At 56.3% G+C, this 18,771-nt stretch carries 14 protein-coding genes and 1 pseudogene; all 15 read left to right on the forward strand.

Annotated features, from left to right (window positions below; all coding sequences use genetic code 11):
* Positions 1 to 645: thiamine diphosphokinase (locus tag FD34_RS01620; protein ID WP_057806154.1), on the forward strand; the 645-nt coding region annotated here is incomplete at its 5' end.
* A gap of 161 nt (positions 646 to 806) precedes the next feature.
* Positions 807 to 992 (forward strand): 50S ribosomal protein L28, encoded by a 186-nt coding sequence (rpmB, locus tag FD34_RS01625; RefSeq protein ID WP_003713527.1) that lies wholly within the window; start codon positions 807 to 809, stop codon positions 990 to 992.
* 189 nt (positions 993 to 1,181) lie between these two features.
* Entirely contained in the window at positions 1,182 to 1,544 is a 363-nt protein-coding gene (locus FD34_RS01630; RefSeq protein WP_057806156.1) for an Asp23/Gls24 family envelope stress response protein, read from the forward strand.
* A 22-nt stretch (positions 1,545 to 1,566) separates the two neighbouring features.
* Positions 1,567 to 3,264 carry a DAK2 domain-containing protein gene (locus FD34_RS01635; protein WP_057806158.1) on the forward strand — a complete coding sequence of 566 codons (1,698 nt, stop codon included), beginning with the start codon at positions 1,567 to 1,569 and terminating at the stop codon, positions 3,262 to 3,264.
* Positions 3,265 to 3,352: 88 nt separating this feature from the next.
* A complete protein-coding gene (recG, locus tag FD34_RS01640; protein ID WP_057806160.1) occupies positions 3,353 to 5,389 on the forward strand; it encodes an ATP-dependent DNA helicase RecG in 2,037 nt (678 codons plus the stop codon).
* A 14-nt stretch (positions 5,390 to 5,403) separates the two neighbouring features.
* Positions 5,404 to 6,435, forward strand: a complete 1,032-nt coding sequence (gene plsX / locus FD34_RS01645; protein WP_057806162.1) for a phosphate acyltransferase PlsX — start codon at positions 5,404 to 5,406, stop codon at positions 6,433 to 6,435.
* A 35-nt stretch (positions 6,436 to 6,470) separates the two neighbouring features.
* Complete coding sequence (gene acpP, locus FD34_RS01650; RefSeq protein ID WP_057806164.1) at positions 6,471 to 6,722, forward strand: acyl carrier protein; 252 nt, start codon at positions 6,471 to 6,473, stop codon at positions 6,720 to 6,722.
* Positions 6,723 to 6,841: 119 nt separating this feature from the next.
* A complete protein-coding gene (rnc, locus tag FD34_RS01655) occupies positions 6,842 to 7,543 on the forward strand; it encodes a ribonuclease III (protein WP_057806166.1) in 702 nt (233 codons plus the stop codon).
* A gap of 20 nt (positions 7,544 to 7,563) precedes the next feature.
* The gene (smc, locus tag FD34_RS01660; RefSeq protein WP_057806170.1) at positions 7,564 to 11,127 is read left to right on the forward strand and encodes a chromosome segregation protein SMC; all 3,564 of its coding nucleotides are present in this window, start codon (positions 7,564 to 7,566) and stop codon (positions 11,125 to 11,127) included.
* 14 nt (positions 11,128 to 11,141) lie between these two features.
* Positions 11,142 to 12,731 (forward strand): signal recognition particle-docking protein FtsY, encoded by a 1,590-nt coding sequence (gene ftsY / locus FD34_RS01665; RefSeq protein WP_057806172.1) that lies wholly within the window; start codon positions 11,142 to 11,144, stop codon positions 12,729 to 12,731.
* 15 nt (positions 12,732 to 12,746) lie between these two features.
* Positions 12,747 to 13,088 carry a putative DNA-binding protein gene (locus FD34_RS01670; RefSeq protein WP_057806174.1) on the forward strand — a complete coding sequence of 114 codons (342 nt, stop codon included), beginning with the start codon at positions 12,747 to 12,749 and terminating at the stop codon, positions 13,086 to 13,088.
* A 3-nt stretch (positions 13,089 to 13,091) separates the two neighbouring features.
* Positions 13,092 to 14,537, forward strand: coding sequence for a signal recognition particle protein (gene ffh / locus FD34_RS01675; protein ID WP_057806175.1), 1,446 nt, complete (start codon positions 13,092 to 13,094; stop codon positions 14,535 to 14,537).
* Positions 14,538 to 15,053: 516 nt separating this feature from the next.
* Positions 15,054 to 17,969, forward strand: a pseudogene (locus FD34_RS01680) (hypothetical protein); the annotation flags it as partial.
* A 130-nt stretch (positions 17,970 to 18,099) separates the two neighbouring features.
* On the forward strand, positions 18,100 to 18,471 hold the full coding sequence (locus FD34_RS01685) for a hypothetical protein (protein WP_057806185.1): 372 nt from the start codon (positions 18,100 to 18,102) through the stop codon (positions 18,469 to 18,471).
* A 52-nt stretch (positions 18,472 to 18,523) separates the two neighbouring features.
* Positions 18,524 to 18,771, forward strand: a 248-nt coding sequence (locus FD34_RS01690) for a hypothetical protein (protein ID WP_202812837.1), incomplete at its 3' end; no start/stop codon positions are given.

The raw sequence follows: 18,771 nt of genomic DNA on the forward strand, positions 1-18,771 counted from the left end.
ATGCGCGTAAATGTGATGGTCGGGGGACCACACGACCTGATTCCAGCCGAAATGATCAAGCAGTATCGAGATGAGCCCTGGATCGGGGTTGACCACGGCGCCACCCTCCTTCTTGAATGGGGGATCACCCCGGTCGCCGCAATCGGTGACTTTGATTCCACCAGCCCGACTGAGCTCGCCAGGTTGAGGGCGGCCTTAAATGACATCGAAGTCTACCCGCCAGCCAAGGACTTCACTGATACCCAGCTGGGCATCATGACCGCCATCAAGAAGTACCAGCCGGATAAGATCGTCATTTGGGGCGCCACCGGTGGCCGGCTGGACCAGGAGCTGGCCAACCTCTACCTGCCGCTCCAGGATGCCTTTTCTGACTACCTATCGCAAATTGAGCTGGTCGACCGCTGTAACGTTATTCGTTACTTCCGGCCGGGGACCTATTCGATCCACCGGCGGCCGGGCTTTGACTACCTGGCCTTCGTTAATTTGACTCCGGTAACCGGGCTGACCCTGCCAGACGAGAAGTACCCACTGGTCAATTGGGCCAGCACGATTCCCTTTTCCTGGTCAAGCAATCGCTTTACCAGTGCGGTCAACCACTTCTCCTTTGATAGTGGGGTGGTCGCGGTGATCTGGTCCCGCGATTAGGCCGTCCTGGCGGGGATCGTTTACGACCGGGATAGTGTCAAGGGAAAATACTTGAAAGAAAAACCTTGCACTGACCGGACGGCTATGGTAAATTAATTAGGTGAGTTACATCGCAACTATTGCGTAAACGAAATAAAGATGAGAAGAGGAGGGTACCACCAATGGCTAAAGATTTTATCAACGGTAAACGGACACGCTTCGGTAACAAGCGTTCTCACGCCCTTAACTCAAGTCGGCGCAGCTGGAAGCCAAACTTGCAAAAGGTAACCATTCTGGTTAACGGCAAGCCAAAGAAGGTTTACGTTTCAGCACGTACACTGAAGTCCGGTAAAGTGACTCGGGTTTAATTAAACAAAAATGATGTCGTCCATTACGGGCGGCTTATTTTTTTATTCAATTAATCAACCCCGTTAACTATTTTGCAATAGGGGCTACTTTTATCACTTGACGTGCTATGGTAAGATGGTGTTAGCTTTATATTAGTGAGTAAGTGTAGCGCTCAGCAGTGCTGACGATTTTAAAAGGAGGCCATAATAATGGCAGTAAAGATCAAAACCAAGGCGGGCACGATTGACATCGACAACGATGTAATCTCATCGGTTGTCGGCGGGGCCGCCACTGATAACTATGGAGTTGTTGGGATGGCAAGTCGGAAGCCATTACGCGATGGCGTGAACCAGATCTTGCGGCGCGAGAACTTCAGCAAGGGTGTCGTCATCCGGCAACAGGATAATGGAATTACCGTTGAGGTCAACATTATCGTAAGCTACGGGACGAAGATCTCTGAGGTTTCCAAGAGCGTCCAGTCCAAGGTAAAGTACAATCTAGAATCAATGCTCGGCATCACGGCAGACGCCGTTAACGTCTGTGTTCAGGGTGTTCGTTCAATGGAAGACTAGTTGGATACGGAGGGAAAGTTAATTGGCTGTCACAGAAATTACAAATCTTGAATTTGGCAAGATGGTCCAAGCGGCCGCCGACAAGCTCAACAAGAATGCCGAATTCATTAACTCTTTGAATGTTTTTCCGGTGCCCGACGGTGATACTGGGACCAACATGGCCTCATCCATGGCCAGTGGTGCCAAGTACGAACGCGCTGAGCACAGCACAGCAGTTGGTGACCTCAGCGCTGCGCTGGCCAAGGGTCTGTTGATGGGGGCGCGGGGTAACTCGGGGGTTATCCTGTCCCAAATTTTCCGGGGCTTTGCCAAGGCTGCGGATGGCTTGGACAAGCTGAGTGCCCAAGACTTCGTTGACGCTTACGCCAACGGGGCTAAGACGGCCTACAAGGCGGTTATGAAGCCGACGGAGGGAACCATTTTGACGGTGGTTCGTGAGTCCGCTCAGGAGGGGCTCAATAAGATCAAGGAGACCGACGACCTGACGGCGATCATGCACGCCATCTACGAGTCCAGTGAGGCGGCCCTCAAGACCACCCCCGACCTGCTACCGGTTCTGAAAGAGGTCGGCGTGGTTGACTCCGGTGGCCAGGGCCTGGTCTTCGTTCTCCAGGCCTTCGATGAGGCCCTGAGTGGTCGAATCGACAAGAGCGATAGCTACAAGCCGGACACCGCCGAGGTCGACGAGATGGTCAACGCCATGGACCACCAGAGCGTGCAAGGCAAGTTGGACCCCAAGGATATCGAGTACACCTACTGCACCCAGATGCTGGTCCGGCTCGGCAAGGGGAAACAGGTCACCAAGCAGTTTGACTACGACACCTTCTACAACCACCTGGCCAAGATGGGGGACAGCCTGCTGGTCTTAAACGATGATCAGGTCGTCCGGGTGCACGTCCACACGGAGCATCCCGGTGAGGTGTTGACCTGGGGACAGCAGTTCGGTGACCTGCAGACCATTGAGATCCACAACATGGTTTGGCAACAAGAAGAGATCATGGAACACGATGACGAAGAGGCTGCCGCCGGTTCCGCTGACCAGGCCGAAGAAGCGGCCTCCGCACCGGAGACGGCCGTCATCGCAGTGGCCTCTGGTGACGGGATCGCCAAGCTCTTGAAGAGTCTTGGTGTCACCCACATCATCAGCGGTGGTCAGACCATGAACCCAAGCACCCAGGACATCACGGACGCCATCAACCAGAGTGGTGCCAAGCAGGCCCTGGTGCTGCCGGATAACGGGAACATCTTCATGACCGCCGATCAGGCAGCCAAGGTGGCCGACATCCCAACCAAGGTGGTTCACACCAAGACGATTGCCCAGGCCATGTCTGCCATGCTGGAGTACAATGCGGAAGCCGCCCTTGAAGATAACCAGGCCAACATGGAGGAATACATGACCACGGTGGCTAGCGGTGAGGTTACCCACGCCATTCGTGACACGAAGATCGATGGCCAAGAGATCCAGAAGGACGACTTCCTCGGTATCGTCGACGGTAAGATTGTCTCTGCCACCCCGGACCTGCAGGAGACCGCCATCAAGATGGTCAAGCAGATGCTGGATGAGGATAGTGAAGTGGTCACGATCCTTGTCGGGGCCGACGGTGATTCTGAGACTGCCGAAGCCATCAAGGGGGCCATCCTGGATGTGGACGACGAATTGGATGTCCAGATCTATGACGGTGGTCAGCCAGTCTACCCATACCTGATCTCAGTTGAATAGACCGGATTAAAACACGAAACTTACGGGGCTGTGACGAAGACCGCTTTGTCATGGCCCCTTTGCTGAATCCGGGAAAGGAGGGTTCATGATGCAGAGCTTACAGGATCCGGTCACCAAGTTGAAGGGGGTCGGGGCCAAGCGCGCTGCCGATCTGGCAACGTTAGGGATCGATACGGTGGCCGACCTCCTGACCTACTATCCGACCCGCTACAATGACTTGACGCCCGCAGACATCCAGGCGGCCAAGGACAAGCAGAAGGTTACCCTGGTCGGTAAGGTGGTGTCCGAACCCCTCCTGACCCGGTTCGGTTACCGTCGCAACCGGCTCAGTTTCCGCCTCCAGGTCGGCAACAACGTGGTGATGGTAACCTTCTTCAACCAGCCCTACCTGGAGAGGAAGCTGGTCATCGACAAGACGGTGACGGTGATGGGCAAGTGGGACGCCCGGCGCCAACAGGTAACCGCCAACCGCCTCCTCGACGCGGCCCCCCAGGAGAGCAATGACTTTGGGGCCGTCTATTCCGTGAACAAGCATGTTAAGCAGGCGCTGTTGCGGAGCCTGATTCGCCAGGCATATGAGGAGTATCGAGGGGTGATCCCCACCCTCCTGCCGCAAACCCTGCGCCAGCGTTACCGCCTTCTGAACCGGCGGACGATGATTAAGGAACTCCACTTCCCGACCGACGCCGCCCAGGCCAAGGCAGCCCGGCGAACCGCCACCTACGAGGAGTTCTTCCTCTTCCAGCTCCGCCTGCAGGCGATTCGTCAGGCCCAGCGCCAACAGGATGGGCTACAGATCCTCTACCATAATGATGAGGTCAAGGAGTTCATCTCCCACATCGGTTTCGAGCTGACCAATGCCCAGAAGCGGGTGGTCAACGAGATCTGCGCCGACCTGCGCCGGCCCTACCAGATGAATCGCCTCCTTCAGGGGGATGTTGGCTCCGGGAAGACGATCGTGGCGGCGATTGCTATCTACGCCACGATCACGGCGGGCTATCAGGCGGCGCTGATGGCCCCCACCGAGATCCTGGCGGCCCAGCACGCCGAGAAGTTGGCCAAGACCTTTGCCGGAACCCACGTCCACATTGGTCTGCTGACGGGTTCGCTGTCGGCCAAACAACACCGTCAGCTGCGCGACGCCATCAAGCGCGGTGATATCAACCTGGTCATCGGGACCCACGCCCTGATCCAGGACGACGTTGAATACGCTAACCTCGGTCTGGCAATCACCGATGAGCAGCACCGTTTCGGGGTCAACCAACGCCAGCGGCTTCGGGAGAAGGGGGACAACCCCGATATTCTAGCCATGACCGCTACCCCGATCCCGCGGACCCTGGCAATCACGGCCTACGGTGAAATGGACGTTTCGATCATCGATGAACTGCCAGCCGGTCGTAAGCCGATCCAGACCAAGTGGTTCAAGGTCGACCAGCAGAACGAGGCCCTCCACTTTCTACGCGACCAATTGGCAGCCGGGGCCCAGGCCTACGTGGTCAGCCCCCTGATCGAGGAGTCCGAGGCGCTCGATGTTCAGAACGCCACCGACCTCTACCAGCAGCTGGCGACCTACTTGGCCCCTGATTACCAGGTTGGCCTCCTCCACGGGCGAATGACCGGTGAGGAGAAGGACCAGGTCATGCACGACTTTCAGGATGGCAAGACCCAGGTCCTGGTTTCGACCACCGTCATCGAGGTTGGGGTCGACAACCCCAACGCCACGGTGATGATCATCTACAACGCCGACCGCTTCGGCCTGGCCCAGCTCCACCAGCTGCGGGGCCGAGTCGGTCGTGGCGACCGGCAGAGCTACTGCCTCCTGCTGGCCGACCCCAAGACCGACGACGGTAAGGCCCGGATGAAAACAATGGTCGCGACCAATGACGGTTTTAAGGTGGCCCAACGTGACCTGGAGCTGCGCGGGTCCGGGGACGTCCTCGGCCGCAAACAGTCCGGCCTGCCCGACTTTAAGGTCGGTGACCCGGTCGGTGACCTGAAGACCCTCCAGATTGCCCGCAACGATGCTGAGCAGCTGCTTAAGGCCCCTCACTGGGACATGATTGATGACAACCAGCCGCTGGTGCTGTACCTACAACGCCACCAGCTAGAAACACATTTTGATTAAGGAGCGATTCTATTATGAAAATTGCAGTTGACGCGATGGGCGGCGACAAGGCCCCCAAGGTAATTGTGGAAGGGGTGGAGCAGGCCCGTGACCTGTATCCCGACCTGGAGTTTGACCTCTATGGGAACCCGGACGCCATCAAGCCGCTGATTAAAAACGACCAACGCCTGACCATCATCCCGACCAGCGACGACATCACGATGGGGGAAGAACCGGTCCGGGCAATCCGGCGCAAGAAGGACTCCTCAATCGTGAAGGCAGCCACCGCTGTTAAGCACGGGGAGGCCGACGCATTCTTCTCCGCCGGCAACACCGGGGCAGTCCTGGCCGCCGGGATCTTTATCGTCGGGCGGATCAAGGGGATCGACCGACCGGGGCTGACCAGTGTCCTGCCGATCGCTAAGCCCGGTGCTAGCCGCCACAGCTTCGTTTACCTCGACACCGGGGCCAACGCCGAGAGTAAGGAGAAAAACCTCCTCCAGTACGCCTACCTGGGTAAGTTTTACGCCGAGAGCGTCCTCGGCGTGGCCAACCCGCGGATCGGCCTACTCAACAACGGGGCCGAGGAGGACAAGGGGGATTCCCTGCATAAGGCTGTTTGGCAACAGCTCAATGCCCGTGACGACCTGAACTTCATCGGCAACGTCGAGGCGGGCGACCTCCTCTATGGCAAGGCCGACGTGGTGGTCAGTGATGGCTGGACCGCTAACGCCGCCCTGAAGGCCACCGAGGGAACGGCCAAGATGATGCTGACCCTGATCAAGCACGGGATCTTAAACGGGGGTTTGCGGGCCAAGCTGGGTTACCTCCTGCTCAAGCCGGTCTTCCATAAGATCGGGCAGACGATGAGCACCTCAACCTATGGGGGCGCCGTCTTACTCGGGCTGAAGGCGCCGGTCGTCAAGACCCACGGGGCCTCTGACGCCCTGGCGGTCAAGAACACCATCGGCCAGATCCGGACCATGCTCCGGGCCCAGCTGATTGAGAAGACCGTCGACTTTTTCACCGATAATCCAGAAGTGGACAAGTCAGGGAAAAACGAATAGAATAAGGGAGTATTTTGTAAAGTGAGGTTATAAAAATGGCTGATAATAGAAGAAAGGAAATCTTCGATAAGGTTTCCGAGATTGTGGCCGACCATTTCGATGTTGATCGGGCTAAGATCACCGATGAATTAAACCTGAAGACCGACTTAGACGCGGACTCCATTGACTTCGTTGAATTTGTCCTGGAACTTGAGGATACCTTTGGCTCGGAGATTGACGACGAAGACGCCGAGAAGCTGAGTACGATCGGTGAAGTGGTTGACTACATCGAGCAACACACAAACTAAGATAAAAAGGCTCCGCCGAATGGAGCTTTTTTATTTTCCCAGACTGCGCAATGACAAGATCTCTAGTATAATAGGGAAGAATTAGCTAAAAGCCATAATTCAGAAAGGAAATAATTTATATGATCAATGAACTACAAGACTACCTGGCCAAGGAATTTGATATTCATTTTGATGATCCGGCACTGCTGGCCGAGGCCTTTACCCAGGCTTCATACGTCAATGAGCACCCGAATCAGAATCTGAAGTTCTATGAGCGGATCGAATTTCTTGGCGATGCCGTGTTGGAACTGATCGTTTCGGAGTACATCTACAAGCGTTACCCCGAACTGCCCCAGGGAAAATTGACCCGACTGCGGGCGGCAATGGTCTGCGAGGACAGCTTCTCCAAGTTTGCCAAGGAGTGTCACTTTGACCAGTACATCCGCCTGGGCAAGGGGGAGGAGAAGGCTGGCGCCCGGCAGCGTCCCGGCCTGCTCTGTGACATCTTCGAATCCTTCGTTGGGGCCCTCTACCTCGACCAGGGACGGCCGGCCGTGGAGAAGTTCGTCCGCCGGGTGATCTTCCCGAAGCTGGACATGGGCTGGTTCGACCACGCTGTCGATGCCAAGACCAGTCTGCAGGAATACCTGCAGCGCGACGGTGATGTCAAGATCGGGTACTACCTCCTCAACGAGACCGGGACCGAGAACGACCCCGAGTTCCACGTCGACGTGATGGTGGACGGGCAGGTCATCGCCGACGGGCACGGCTCCTCGAAGAAGCATGCCGAGATGCAGGCGGCCCAGAACGCCCTGAACAAGTTACGCAAGCAAAGCAATTAATAGGTGAGTGAAAGCAACAAATGCAGTTATTGTCTTTAACGTTAGACGGCTTCAAGTCGTTTGCCCAGAAGACCACGATCAAGTTTGAACCGGGGATGACCGGGATCATCGGGCCCAACGGCAGCGGCAAGAGCAACATCATCGAGGCGATCCGCTGGGTGATGGGGGAGCAATCCGCCCGGCACCTGCGTGGTGATAAGATGGCTGATGTCATCTTCAACGGAGCCGCAGACCGGCAGCCGCTGAACCGGGCCCTGGTTTCGATCACTCTGGACAACAGCGACCACTACCTGGCCAGCGATTTTCGGGAGTTGACGATCACCCGGAAGCTTTACCGCAACGGGGACAGTGAATACCTGATCAACAGCCAGAAGGTACGGCTCAAGGACATCACCGACCTCTTCATCGACTCGGGACTGGGCCGGGAATCGTTTTCGATCATCTCCCAGGGCCGGGTGGCTGCGGTCTTCAACGGGAAACCGGTCGACCGGCGCGGGATCATCGAGACGGTGGCCGGGGTGGCCAAGTACAAGCAGAACAAGGAGACCGCCGAGAAGCGGTTGACGGCGACGATGGACAACCTCAACCGGGTCAATGACATCATCAGCGAGCTCTCCCGGCAGTTGGAACCGCTAGCCGACGAGAGCGCCCTGGCCAAGGACTACCTTGAGCAGAAGAAGCAGTTTGACCTCCTTGACCGCACCCAGACCGTCCGTCAGTATGACCGGGAGCGGGCCCACTTCACTAAGGTGCAGAGTAAGTACCGGCAAACAGCCAAGCTGGTGGCCGACTACCAGGAGAAGCAGGCCAAGGTCGACGCCGTATTAGCCAAGCTGAAGCAGCGCCGGGCGGCCCTCCTCAAGCAAAAGGATGCCGACCAACAGGCAATCCTGACCCAGACGGAAAAGATTGCCCAGCTGAAGAACGCCCAGTCGATGTCCTCGATGAAGCACGACCAGCAGAAGGCCGACCAGCGCCGGTTAAGTGACCGGGCCGCGCAGCTGAGTGCTGACCTAAAAGCGGCCCAGCAGGCCCAACAGACGGTACAGGACCAGTTGACTACCCACCAGCAGGAGATGGACCAGCACCAGGCCGACTACGACGCTGCCCAGCAGATGAGCAACGCCGAGCGGATTCAGGCATTGAACAAGCAGTTAGATGACCTGCGCGATCAGCAGGTCAACCTGATGCAGGAACTGACGACGGTGCATAACCAGCAGGCCTTCCTGAAGCGTAGCCATGAGCAGCGACTCAGCCAGCAGAACCAAAGCAGCAGTGAGCTTCAGGATAAGCAAGCCCAGCAGGCTAAATTAACGGCCGACCAGGCGGATCAACAGCGATCGGTCGAACAGTTGGGCCAGCAGGTGACCCGGCTTCAGGAGCAGTTTGACCGCGTCAGTCGGCAAGTGACCACGACCGGTTCCCAGTACCAGCAGGCCCAGCGTGACTGGTATGCGGCCCTGGGGGATGTTCATTCCACCAAGGCCCGGATCAAGAACTACCAGGCGATGAGCGAAGAATACGCCGGCTACTACCAGGGGGTCCGGACCGTCCTGCAGCACCGGCAGAACTTCCCGGGACTGGCGGGGTCGGTCAGTGAGCTCTTTGACGTACCGGCCAAGTTGACCACGGCTATCGAGACCGTTCTCGGTGGTCAGCTCCAGCAGCTGGTGGTTGACCGGCAGGCAACCGGGAAACAGATCATCAGCTACTTGGTCAAACACCGGGGTGGCCGGGCAACGATCCTGCCGCTCGACACCCTGATCCAACGTCGGCCCGCCGGTTCCTGGAACCGGGTGGCCGCACTTCCGGGGGTCGTTGGTCGGGCCGTTGACCTAATTCGATTTGACCCCCAGTACCAGCTGGTGGCGGACTACCTGCTTGGTAGCACGGTGGTGGCCGATAACCTCGACCACGCCACCGTAATTTCCCGGGCGGGTCACCACCAGCTCAGGGTGGTAACCCTAGATGGTCAGCTGATCAACGCCAGCGGGGCAATGACTGGTGGGGCCAACCGCCACCGCCAGCACGGCCTGTTGGCCCAGAAACAGCTGGGCAAACAACTGACTGACCTCCTCCACCAGCAGGAGGAGCAGGTCACCCAGGCCGAGCAGCGGGTGGCCGACCTCAAGGACCAACACGATGACCTGGCTAAGCAGGCAACCGCCCTGCAGGAGCAGCTTCACGCGGCCCAGCTCGACCAGCACGCAGCCCAGTCCCAGCTGACAGTCTTGGCTGACCGGCTCCAGGACCTCAATCGCCAGGTCCAGGCTCTCCAGTCGCAGGCCGACCAGCAGGGCAGTCAGGTTAAGAGTGACCAGGACCAGGTGGCCCAACTGAAAAAGAAGGAAGACGCGGTAACCCACCGTCAGCGGGCTACCGAGCAATCAATCAGTAAGCTGACGACCCAGGTTCATGAGCTGGAGACCAACGCCTCGGCTCAAAACGAGCAGCTTCACCAGATGGAGCAGTGGCTGGCCGTGGCCGCCGAGCGCAAGCAGCAGTTTCAACGTCAACTGTCGGCGGCCCGGCAGACGGTCACCACTACCCAGGCGGCCTTGGACCAGGTCCAACAGCAACTGACGGCGCTGACAGCGGTCATGAATGATGACCATTCCGCAACGATGTCCAACGCGACCGCCCTGCAGGATGCCCAGGAGCACTTGGCCAAGACCAAGCAGGCGGTCAAAGAAGATGACCAGCAACTGGCCAGCCTGGCTGACGACCTCGCCATTCAGGAGGATCAGCACCAGCGGACCACCGCCCTTCAACAGGCGGCGAGCGATGATGCCGGCGACCTCAAGGCCCAGCAGGCGCGCAGCGAGAGCCGGATGGACCAGTTGCTCAACCACCTGAGTGAGCAGTATCAGCTGACCCTCGACGCGGCCCGGCAGGGGATCAGTGACCTGGCCGATGACCAACTCAACCGGCAGTTGAAGCTGTTGCGGCGGGGGCTGGCCGAGCTGGGTGACGTCAACGTTGGCTCGATTGCCGAATACGACCGGGTCAAGAAGCACTACGACTTCCTCAAGGGCCAGCAGGATGACCTCCTGGCGGCCCGTAAGCAGCTCAACCAGACAATGGGTGAGATGGATAGCCAGGTCGAGCGGCGCTTCACCCGGACCTTCAAGCAGGTTTCGACGGCCTTTGACGAGACCTTCAAGCAGATCTTCGGTGGCGGTCAGGCCAAGCTGGTCCTGACCGATCCGGACCACCTGCTGACGACGGGGATCGACATCATGGCCCAGCCACCGGGCAAGAAGAACCAGCACTTGAGCCTCCTCTCCGGGGGTGAGCGGGCCCTGACCGCCATCACTCTTTTGTTTGCGATCCTGAAGGTGCGGCCGGTACCGTTTGCGATCCTAGACGAGCCCGAGGCGGCCCTGGACGAGGTCAATGTGCAGCGCTTTGCCCAGTACCTGAACCGCTTTGGCAAGACGGGGCCCCAGTTCATCGTCATTACCCATCGAAAGGGGACGATGATGGGGGCCGATGTCCTGTACGGGGTCACCATGCAGGAATCCGGGGTTTCCCGGATGGTTTCCGTCGACGTGATTGATACAATGAATGAAAAAGAAAATTAGAAGAAGGTGTAGAGATGGGATTATTTGATATTTTCCGCCGCCACAAGAAGAAGGCGGCCGAACAGTCGACCGCGCCCGCTCAAGAGAGCAGTGCGGCGGCCAGTCAGCAGCCCAGTGCCGACCAGGAGGGAGCAGCCAGCCAGGCTAGTCAGCTGACTGCAGCTCCCCAGTCAACGGCAAGTGCCGACCAGGGGGGAAGTGCGGCCCCAACCGCCCCTACGTCTGCTGTCGATCAGCAGCCAACTGAGCCAGAGGGGGCGACTAGTGTACCCGCTGATTCTGGAGCCAGCGTCCAACCAACTGTGGGATCGTCAGCTACCCAGTCAACCAGCCAGCCCGCACCGGTCCAATCAACAACCAGTGCGGAATCGGCTGTGGCCAGCGAATCGACCACTGACAGCCAAGCCACGGTGTCGGTCACGTCGACCGGCACCACTTCCTCAGCCAGCGTTGCTTCTGCCACGGCCAGCGAGTCCGCGGCCAAGGAAGCAGCGTCCGTGCGGGCCGCGTCTGCTAGCCCGATGAGTGACACCACCCCAAGCAGCGAGGAGGTTGCCACGTCTGCCGCAGCAGTGGCCAGCAGTACGGCCGCCGTTGAGGAAGTTGCATCGACGGCTGCCGCGACTAGCGAAGCACCGACCAGTGCAGACGATAGCGAGACCGACCAGACCGCTAAGAAGTACGACCGTGGCCTGGCCAAGTCCCGGACCGGTTTCGGGGCCCGGCTCAACCGCTTCTTGGCCAACTTCCGTCACGTCGACGAGGACTTCTTCGACGACCTGGAGGACATGCTGATCGAGTCGGATGTCGGCTATGACATGGCGATGAAGCTCAGCGATGAGCTTCGCGAAGAGGTCAAGTTGGAGAACGCCAAGAGCAAGCAGGAGGCTTCCAACGTCATCATTGAGAAGATGGTTGACCTCTATGACGCGGCCGGCAAGGATGAGAAGGCCGACCTCAACATGGCAGCTACGGGTCCGACGGTGATCATGTTTGTCGGGGTCAACGGGGCCGGAAAGACGACCACCATCGGAAAGATGGCGGCCCTCTTCAAGAAGCAGGGCAAGAAGGTCCTGCTGGCGGCCGCCGATACCTTCCGGGCCGGGGCCACCGAGCAGCTGGTTGTCTGGGCCAAGCGCGACGGTGTTGACATCGTCACCGGGCCGGAAAATGGTGATCCCGCTGCGGTCGTCTTTGATGCGGTCCAGAAGGCCAAAAAAGAGGATTACGACATCCTCTTCGTCGACACGGCTGGTCGGCTGCAGAACAAGGTCAACCTGATGAAAGAGCTGGCTAAGATGAAGCGGATCCTGACCCGGGAGATCCCGGACGCCCCGCATGAGGTCCTGCTGGTCTTGGACGCCACGACCGGGCAGAACGCCCTGAACCAGGCCAAGCTCTTCAAGCAGAGCACCGACGTCACCGGGATTGTCCTGACCAAGCTCGACGGGACCGCCCGCGGGGGAATCGTCCTGGCGATCAGAAACGAACTGCACCTGCCCGTCAAGTACGTCGGCCTCGGTGAGCACGTGGACGACCTGCAGAAGTTCGACGCTAGCGACTTTGTATACGGCCTTTTCAAGGGCCTGGTCGATGTCGATTAGGTCGGGTGAGACAGTATGGAAATTGAAAAGAACTACCGGATCAACTCCCTGTTTGAGTTTTACCAGCCCCTTTTGACCAAGAAGCAAAACGAGTACCTGGACCTCTACTACGGGAACGACTACTCTCTCGGTGAGATCGCCGAGAACTTCAACATCAGTCGGCAGGCGGTCTACGACAACATCAAGCGGACCGAGAACATCCTCGAGAGTTACGAGACCAAACTGCACCTGTACGCAGAGTTTCAGGCCCGCAACAAGCAGGCCGACGAGATCCAACAGTACGTACGCACACACTACCCGGATGACGCCCGGCTCAATGAACTGGTGGGTCATCTGGAAAGCTTGGAGGAAGAATAGCAAATGGCATTTGAAGGATTAACGGAACGCCTGCAGAAGGCGATGGAAAAACTACGGCGCAAGCCCAAGGTTACGGAGGCTGACCTCCGGGAAACCATGCGGGAGATCCGCCTGGCCCTCCTGGAAGCCGACGTTAACTTTGCGGTCGTCAAGGACTTTGTGAAGAAGGTCCGCGAGCAGGCCGCCGGGGCCGAGGTCCTCAAGGGATTGAACCCGGCCCAGCAGATTGTCAAGATCGTCAACGTCCAGCTGACCGAACTGATGGGGGAGGAGGCCGTGCCGCTCAACAAGGCCGCTCACATCCCAACCGTCATCATGATGGTCGGGCTCCAGGGGGCCGGGAAGACGACCACGGCCGGCAAGCTGGCCCTGCGGTTGAAGAACGAGAACCACGCCCGGCCGCTGTTCATCGCGGCTGACGTCTACCGGCCAGCCGCCATCACCCAGCTGCAGCAGGTGGCCGCCCAGATTGACGTCCCAGTCTTTGAGAAGGGGACCGACGAAGACCCCGTCGAGATTGTCCGCCAGGGGATGGAGGTTGCTAAGCAAAATCACAACGACTACGTGATCATCGATACGGCCGGGCGGCTCCAGATTGACGAGCAGCTGATGGATGAGCTGGCCAACATCAAGGAGCTGGTTCACCCGGACGAAATCCTCCTGGTAATCGACGCGATGACCGGTCAGAACGCGGTTAACACCGCCCAGGGCTTCGATGATAAGCTTGACATCACCGGGGTTGTTCTGACCAAGCTCGATGGTGATACCCGTGGTGGGGCCGCCATGTCGATCCGGGCCGTCACCGGCAAGCCGATCAAGTTTGTCGGTGAAGGGGAGAAGATGGAGGACTTGGATGTCTTCCACCCCGACCGGATGGCCTCGCGGATTCTGGGCATGGGAGACATGATGACCCTGATCGAGAAGGCCCAGAAGAACTTCGACGAGGAACAGGCTCAAGAGACCATGGACAAGATGCGGGAGAACACGTTTGACTACAACGACTTCCTCGCCCAGATGGACCAGGTCACCAAGATGGGGCCGCTGGAGAACATCCTCAAGATGATGCCGGGGATGGCCAACAACCCGGCGTTAAAGAACGTCAACCTCGACCCGAAGCAGTTTGCCCACATCCGGGCGATCGTCCTCTCGATGACGCCGGAAGAACGGGAGAATCCCGACCTGATGAACCCGAGTCGACGGCGGCGGCTGGCGGCTGGTTCCGGCCGGCCGATCGTCGAGGTCAACCGGATGATCAAGCAGTTCAACCAGATGCGTAAGATGATGAAGCAGGTCACCAACGGCAACATGAGCGGGATGCAGAACCTGTTTGGCGGTCAGATGCCCGGTGGCAAGATGGGGCAGATGGCGATGAACCGGATGGCCCGCAAGATGAAGAAGGACAAGGCCAAGCGGATCAAGAAGCTCCGCAAGCTGCGCAAAAAACACTAAGCGCGTGCGATGAAAAAAGTCGTGGATACTCGGCAACGAGCGTTCACGGCTTTTTTAGTGCATTCGGGGGAACATATTTTAGATTTAATTTGTGAAATATGTTTTTTTATTAAGTTGGTTATCTTAGCAATTAAATTGACAATAACCCGCGTTTTCGATTAGTAAGTTTTTAATCTTATCACGGTTATGAATTAATGAACATATCTATCGAATGATAATTTACTGTTTTATTCATATTGAATATTGGCGGAAATGAGACTAAATTCGTCTTTAATCCATGAATACCGATACATCATTTAAGATAGTTCAATTAATAGGTTGATTACGATTGGGGTAGATTATGGCGATAATTAGCCATTGCGACCCTTTTCGACCGAAAAGCGATTGGCCAAAAAACCTATTTTGTAATGATTGAAAACGGTTACATTATTAATCTTTTCTCGGAGGTAATGACTCATGGCAAAGAATAATCGGTTAATGAAGACATAAAAGACCCTCGGCACCGCCCATCAGCGGTTTGCCCTGCGGAAGCTAAGCGTTGGGGTGTTACGCGTCCTGCTAGGGACGACGCTGTTTTTGGGGGAAGCCAGCGCTGATTCTGCTACCCCGACAACGACGCAGGCGGAGACGCCGCAATCCGTCCCGGCGTCCCGGCCATCTACCCAGGAGAGTGCAACAGTTCTGCAGGCTCAGGGTGCAGCGTCCGCGGCGGCCTCACAGGCAACCCCGAATATCCAATCTGCCGTGGTTAGCGCCGCACCTGCGCAGGTAGCTCAGAAATTCAGCGAGAGGAAGGCGGCCGTTACGACTAGCCCGGTTCCCACTGCTAGGAAGTCGTTGAACGACCAGATTGGTACCGCTGACGGGCAGATCGCTGTTACCAGTCATGAGGTCACCCAGAGTGTCGGGAATAAGCCTTCGGGAACCCCCGGAACACTGGATATTCACCTGGGGTTGAACATTCCAGTCAGTGCGATGTCCAATATCCAGTCCGGTGACTACCTGGACGTTAAGCTGGGGTTGCCCTACCAGACTAGTGACGGGCAGAACTACATCCTCAATTATGGTTCGATTAACGACCAGGCCGGTGCGCAGCCAATCAACTACCGGGGTAACGTGGCGGGCTATATTGTCCCGGTCGGTGACCTGCTGAATAAGTACCGCCAGACCGTCGTAGGACCGGATGGCCAGGAGACGGTTCAGGTTAACAACAATACGGACCAGGCCAGCTACGGGTCCGGGAACGGCTATTACCGGATTATTTTTACGGATGGATTAAGGAATATTCTGGCGAGCCACCCCGGAATTAGTACCCCTTGGGACCTAAGTGCCGATCTGGTCTGGTATAACGGGAGTTCTAATGGGGACGATAAGGTTAAGAAACCGACGGACCGGGTGACGGTCTACACAAATGGGGACGCCAGCAGTTACCAGCCCGACAATGACCTGCAGGTGGGGAACCTGTCAATGGGCAGCGGTGTTACCGTTAAGGCCGTCAAGGTTAACGCCCAGGACGATGCCATTTCACTGAGTAATGAGACGGTTGCCAGCAACCACACCGCCAGTACTCCCGCCCATAACTGGTTCAAGGACGAAGATGGCAAGGATTACGTGGTTACCTCGCCACAGCAGGGGGTGGGCCTGTCCACCACGGACGGCAATAACCACCAGCTGGGCAACGACTTCACGATCACTGTAACCAAGCCTAGCGGTACTAAGGCGGTAACGATGAACTTCGTATCGGCCGATGCCCTACAGCAACAGCTCCAGAAACTGATCGTGCCGGCAAGTTATAATTCAGCAATGGCGGATAGGGTTGATGATGGTGACTACTACCTGTCGCACCTCTTCACCTACCAGGCCCCAAAGGTTACCGTCACCAGTACGGGTTCTGGTGACCAGGTGGCCTACCACGTCCAGATTGATGGTGACTATCAAGGCTTCCGTTCCAATAATGAGTATCAGGATAACCAGGGGGACCACCGCAATTCCCTGTTCACCCTGATCAACTGGACACCGAATGACAGTCAGGCATTACTGCCACCGGTGAACGTCAAGACCCCGGATGAGGATGCAAAAGGGGTTACTTATCAGGGAGCGGGTAACTGGATCGCTGGTTACCCCATTAAGAGTACTGACGTTAAGGATGACCTGAAGGATAAGCCTTGGCACGTTACGGTAAATAATAACACGGGCTTTAACTACGATACCGACTACGGCTATTGGATCGACCGTGGAACCAGCGACAAGCCAATCAGCAAGGGCCAGGTCGATAACCACTACTATGGCTGGGTCAAGCAGACCATCCATTACGTCAATGAGCAGGGTCAACCGATGAAGGACGCCAACGGCCAACCGATCACCGATACGGTCCGCAATGTTCAGTTCGAAAGCACCGAGGATGACAACACCTTTGCGGACCAAAAGTCGTTTGCCAACGACATTGATGTTCCTTCGATTACGGGCTACACGGCCTATGCCGGGCTTAAGGATGGCGACCAGCTAAAGATCGTTGACGGTAAGGCCCAAACAACTGGGGGCCCAATTGCCAAGTATGGGAAGGAGCCTTCATTCGACTTCCCACACGCGGACTTTGTTGAGTACGTGGTATACAAGAAGCGCGATCAGGCGGGATACAGTATCTACTATCGTGACGTCACTGACGACCCGACGAATCTGACCCCAACCTCCGGGACGGACCTCGGGCACGCGATTCCTAATATCACCGGTTATGTTGGTGATACGCCTGACAGGACGGAACAGCTCTGGAACTACCAGGACCAGTATGTATTGGTTGGGCTCTCCCCTAACGCCAAGAATGATCAGCTTGCCAAGCAGACCTTGACCAAAGGGGTAGCCGATCAATACGTCTACCTGGCGCGGAAGGCTAATGTGCAGCATGAAACCAAGAAGGCTACCCGGACGATTCACTATGTTGCCAACGATATCCATGGTGAAAATCTTCAAGGTGACGTTACTCAGCAGGTAACGTTGACTGGTACCTACTATGTGGATGCCACTGCCCCAAATAAGCGAGTAAACGCTGAAGAACTGAAGATTAACGGCGTAGTTCAAAAAGATGCAGATGGCAATCTGATCTATGTTGTTACCAGCGGGAACGCAAAAGAAACTTGGACCATTAAGAGTGATCCAAATAATCATGATGTCACTACTAACACTAGTGATAACCAAAAATTTGACTTTGCCAAGGCTGAGGGTAACGAAGCGCCAACTAATATTACCGTAAGTGAAGACTGGTCACACAATCACAATAATGTTGCCATGGGTAACTGGGTATACGTGGATTCGTCACACAACAAGGACTATAGCTTCTCGCCAAATGAAACAACTAAGCAAACAATCACCCTTGATCCAATTTACCTGATCTACAAACAACAAGTAAATCAGGTGACTGAGACCAAAGAAGGTTAGTCGGGAGATTCACTATTACGAGAACGAAGCTGGTGGCCATGAGCTTACAACTCCTGTTACTCAGCAGGCAACCGTCACGGGTACTTACTATGTAGATGCTAATGGCAACCGCGTAAATGCAGTTCCACTAATGGATGCCCAAGGCAATGTTCAAAAGGATAGTCAGGGCAAGGACATTTACGTTATTACTGATGGCACGGCACCCGAAAAGTGGACCACTGGCGGCCATTCGAATGACGTAACTGAAAATAATCAAAAGTATCATTTCAATAAGGCAACACTGGAGAATGGTGAATATTACGATTCATTCAATGATCCTACTTATCGGACTGATGCTAAATACGATTGGTACTACGTAAATGATAATAATGGTACTAACAAGGAAGCTATGTTTGATCCGGTCAAAGGCGAAAACGTTACCTGGGATGTCGATAAAAAGAACGGCAAGCTTCCCAATGTTGATTTGATCTACAAGCAGAAGGGCCAATATCCACTATATTGATGTTACTGGTAGTACTAAGACTACTGAATATACGCCAGATGATGGTATCTTGTTGCCAGATGCTGACTGGAAAATTGCTAACATCGGTCAAGGCAAGTTTGCCGGTGATTCAACAGATGCATTCAGCGACATTGCTGATCGGCAGGATAAGTTCAAGGACAAGTATGTCGAAGTACAAGAAGATCCTAACTTAGGTAAGTTAACTATTGAGCCTAATATGAAGGATCAGTACGTCTACCTGGTTCGGAAGGCTAATGTGCAGCATGAAACCAAGAAGGCTACCCGGACGATTCACTATGT

This window comes from Limosilactobacillus pontis DSM 8475 (assembly GCF_001435345.1).
In the GTDB taxonomy this organism is placed as follows: domain Bacteria; phylum Bacillota; class Bacilli; order Lactobacillales; family Lactobacillaceae; genus Limosilactobacillus; species Limosilactobacillus pontis.

What these genes read in the sequence shown, in the direction of transcription:
- rpmB (WP_003713527.1), top strand. Translation starts at nt 807, where the DNA reads ATGGCTAAAGATTTTATCAACGGTAAACGGACACGCTTCGGTAACAAG.
- FD34_RS01630 (WP_057806156.1), top strand. Translation starts at nt 1,182, where the DNA reads ATGGCAGTAAAGATCAAAACCAAGGCGGGCACGATTGACATCGACAAC.
- recG (WP_057806160.1), top strand. Translation starts at nt 3,353, where the DNA reads ATGCAGAGCTTACAGGATCCGGTCACCAAGTTGAAGGGGGTCGGGGCC.
- plsX (WP_057806162.1), top strand. Translation starts at nt 5,404, where the DNA reads ATGAAAATTGCAGTTGACGCGATGGGCGGCGACAAGGCCCCCAAGGTA.
- acpP (WP_057806164.1), top strand. Translation starts at nt 6,471, where the DNA reads ATGGCTGATAATAGAAGAAAGGAAATCTTCGATAAGGTTTCCGAGATT.
- rnc (WP_057806166.1), top strand. Translation starts at nt 6,842, where the DNA reads ATGATCAATGAACTACAAGACTACCTGGCCAAGGAATTTGATATTCAT.
- smc (WP_057806170.1), top strand. Translation starts at nt 7,564, where the DNA reads ATGCAGTTATTGTCTTTAACGTTAGACGGCTTCAAGTCGTTTGCCCAG.
- ftsY (WP_057806172.1), top strand. Translation starts at nt 11,142, where the DNA reads ATGGGATTATTTGATATTTTCCGCCGCCACAAGAAGAAGGCGGCCGAA.
- FD34_RS01670 (WP_057806174.1), top strand. Translation starts at nt 12,747, where the DNA reads ATGGAAATTGAAAAGAACTACCGGATCAACTCCCTGTTTGAGTTTTAC.
- ffh (WP_057806175.1), top strand. Translation starts at nt 13,092, where the DNA reads ATGGCATTTGAAGGATTAACGGAACGCCTGCAGAAGGCGATGGAAAAA.
- FD34_RS01685 (WP_057806185.1), top strand. Translation starts at nt 18,100, where the DNA reads ATGGATGCCCAAGGCAATGTTCAAAAGGATAGTCAGGGCAAGGACATT.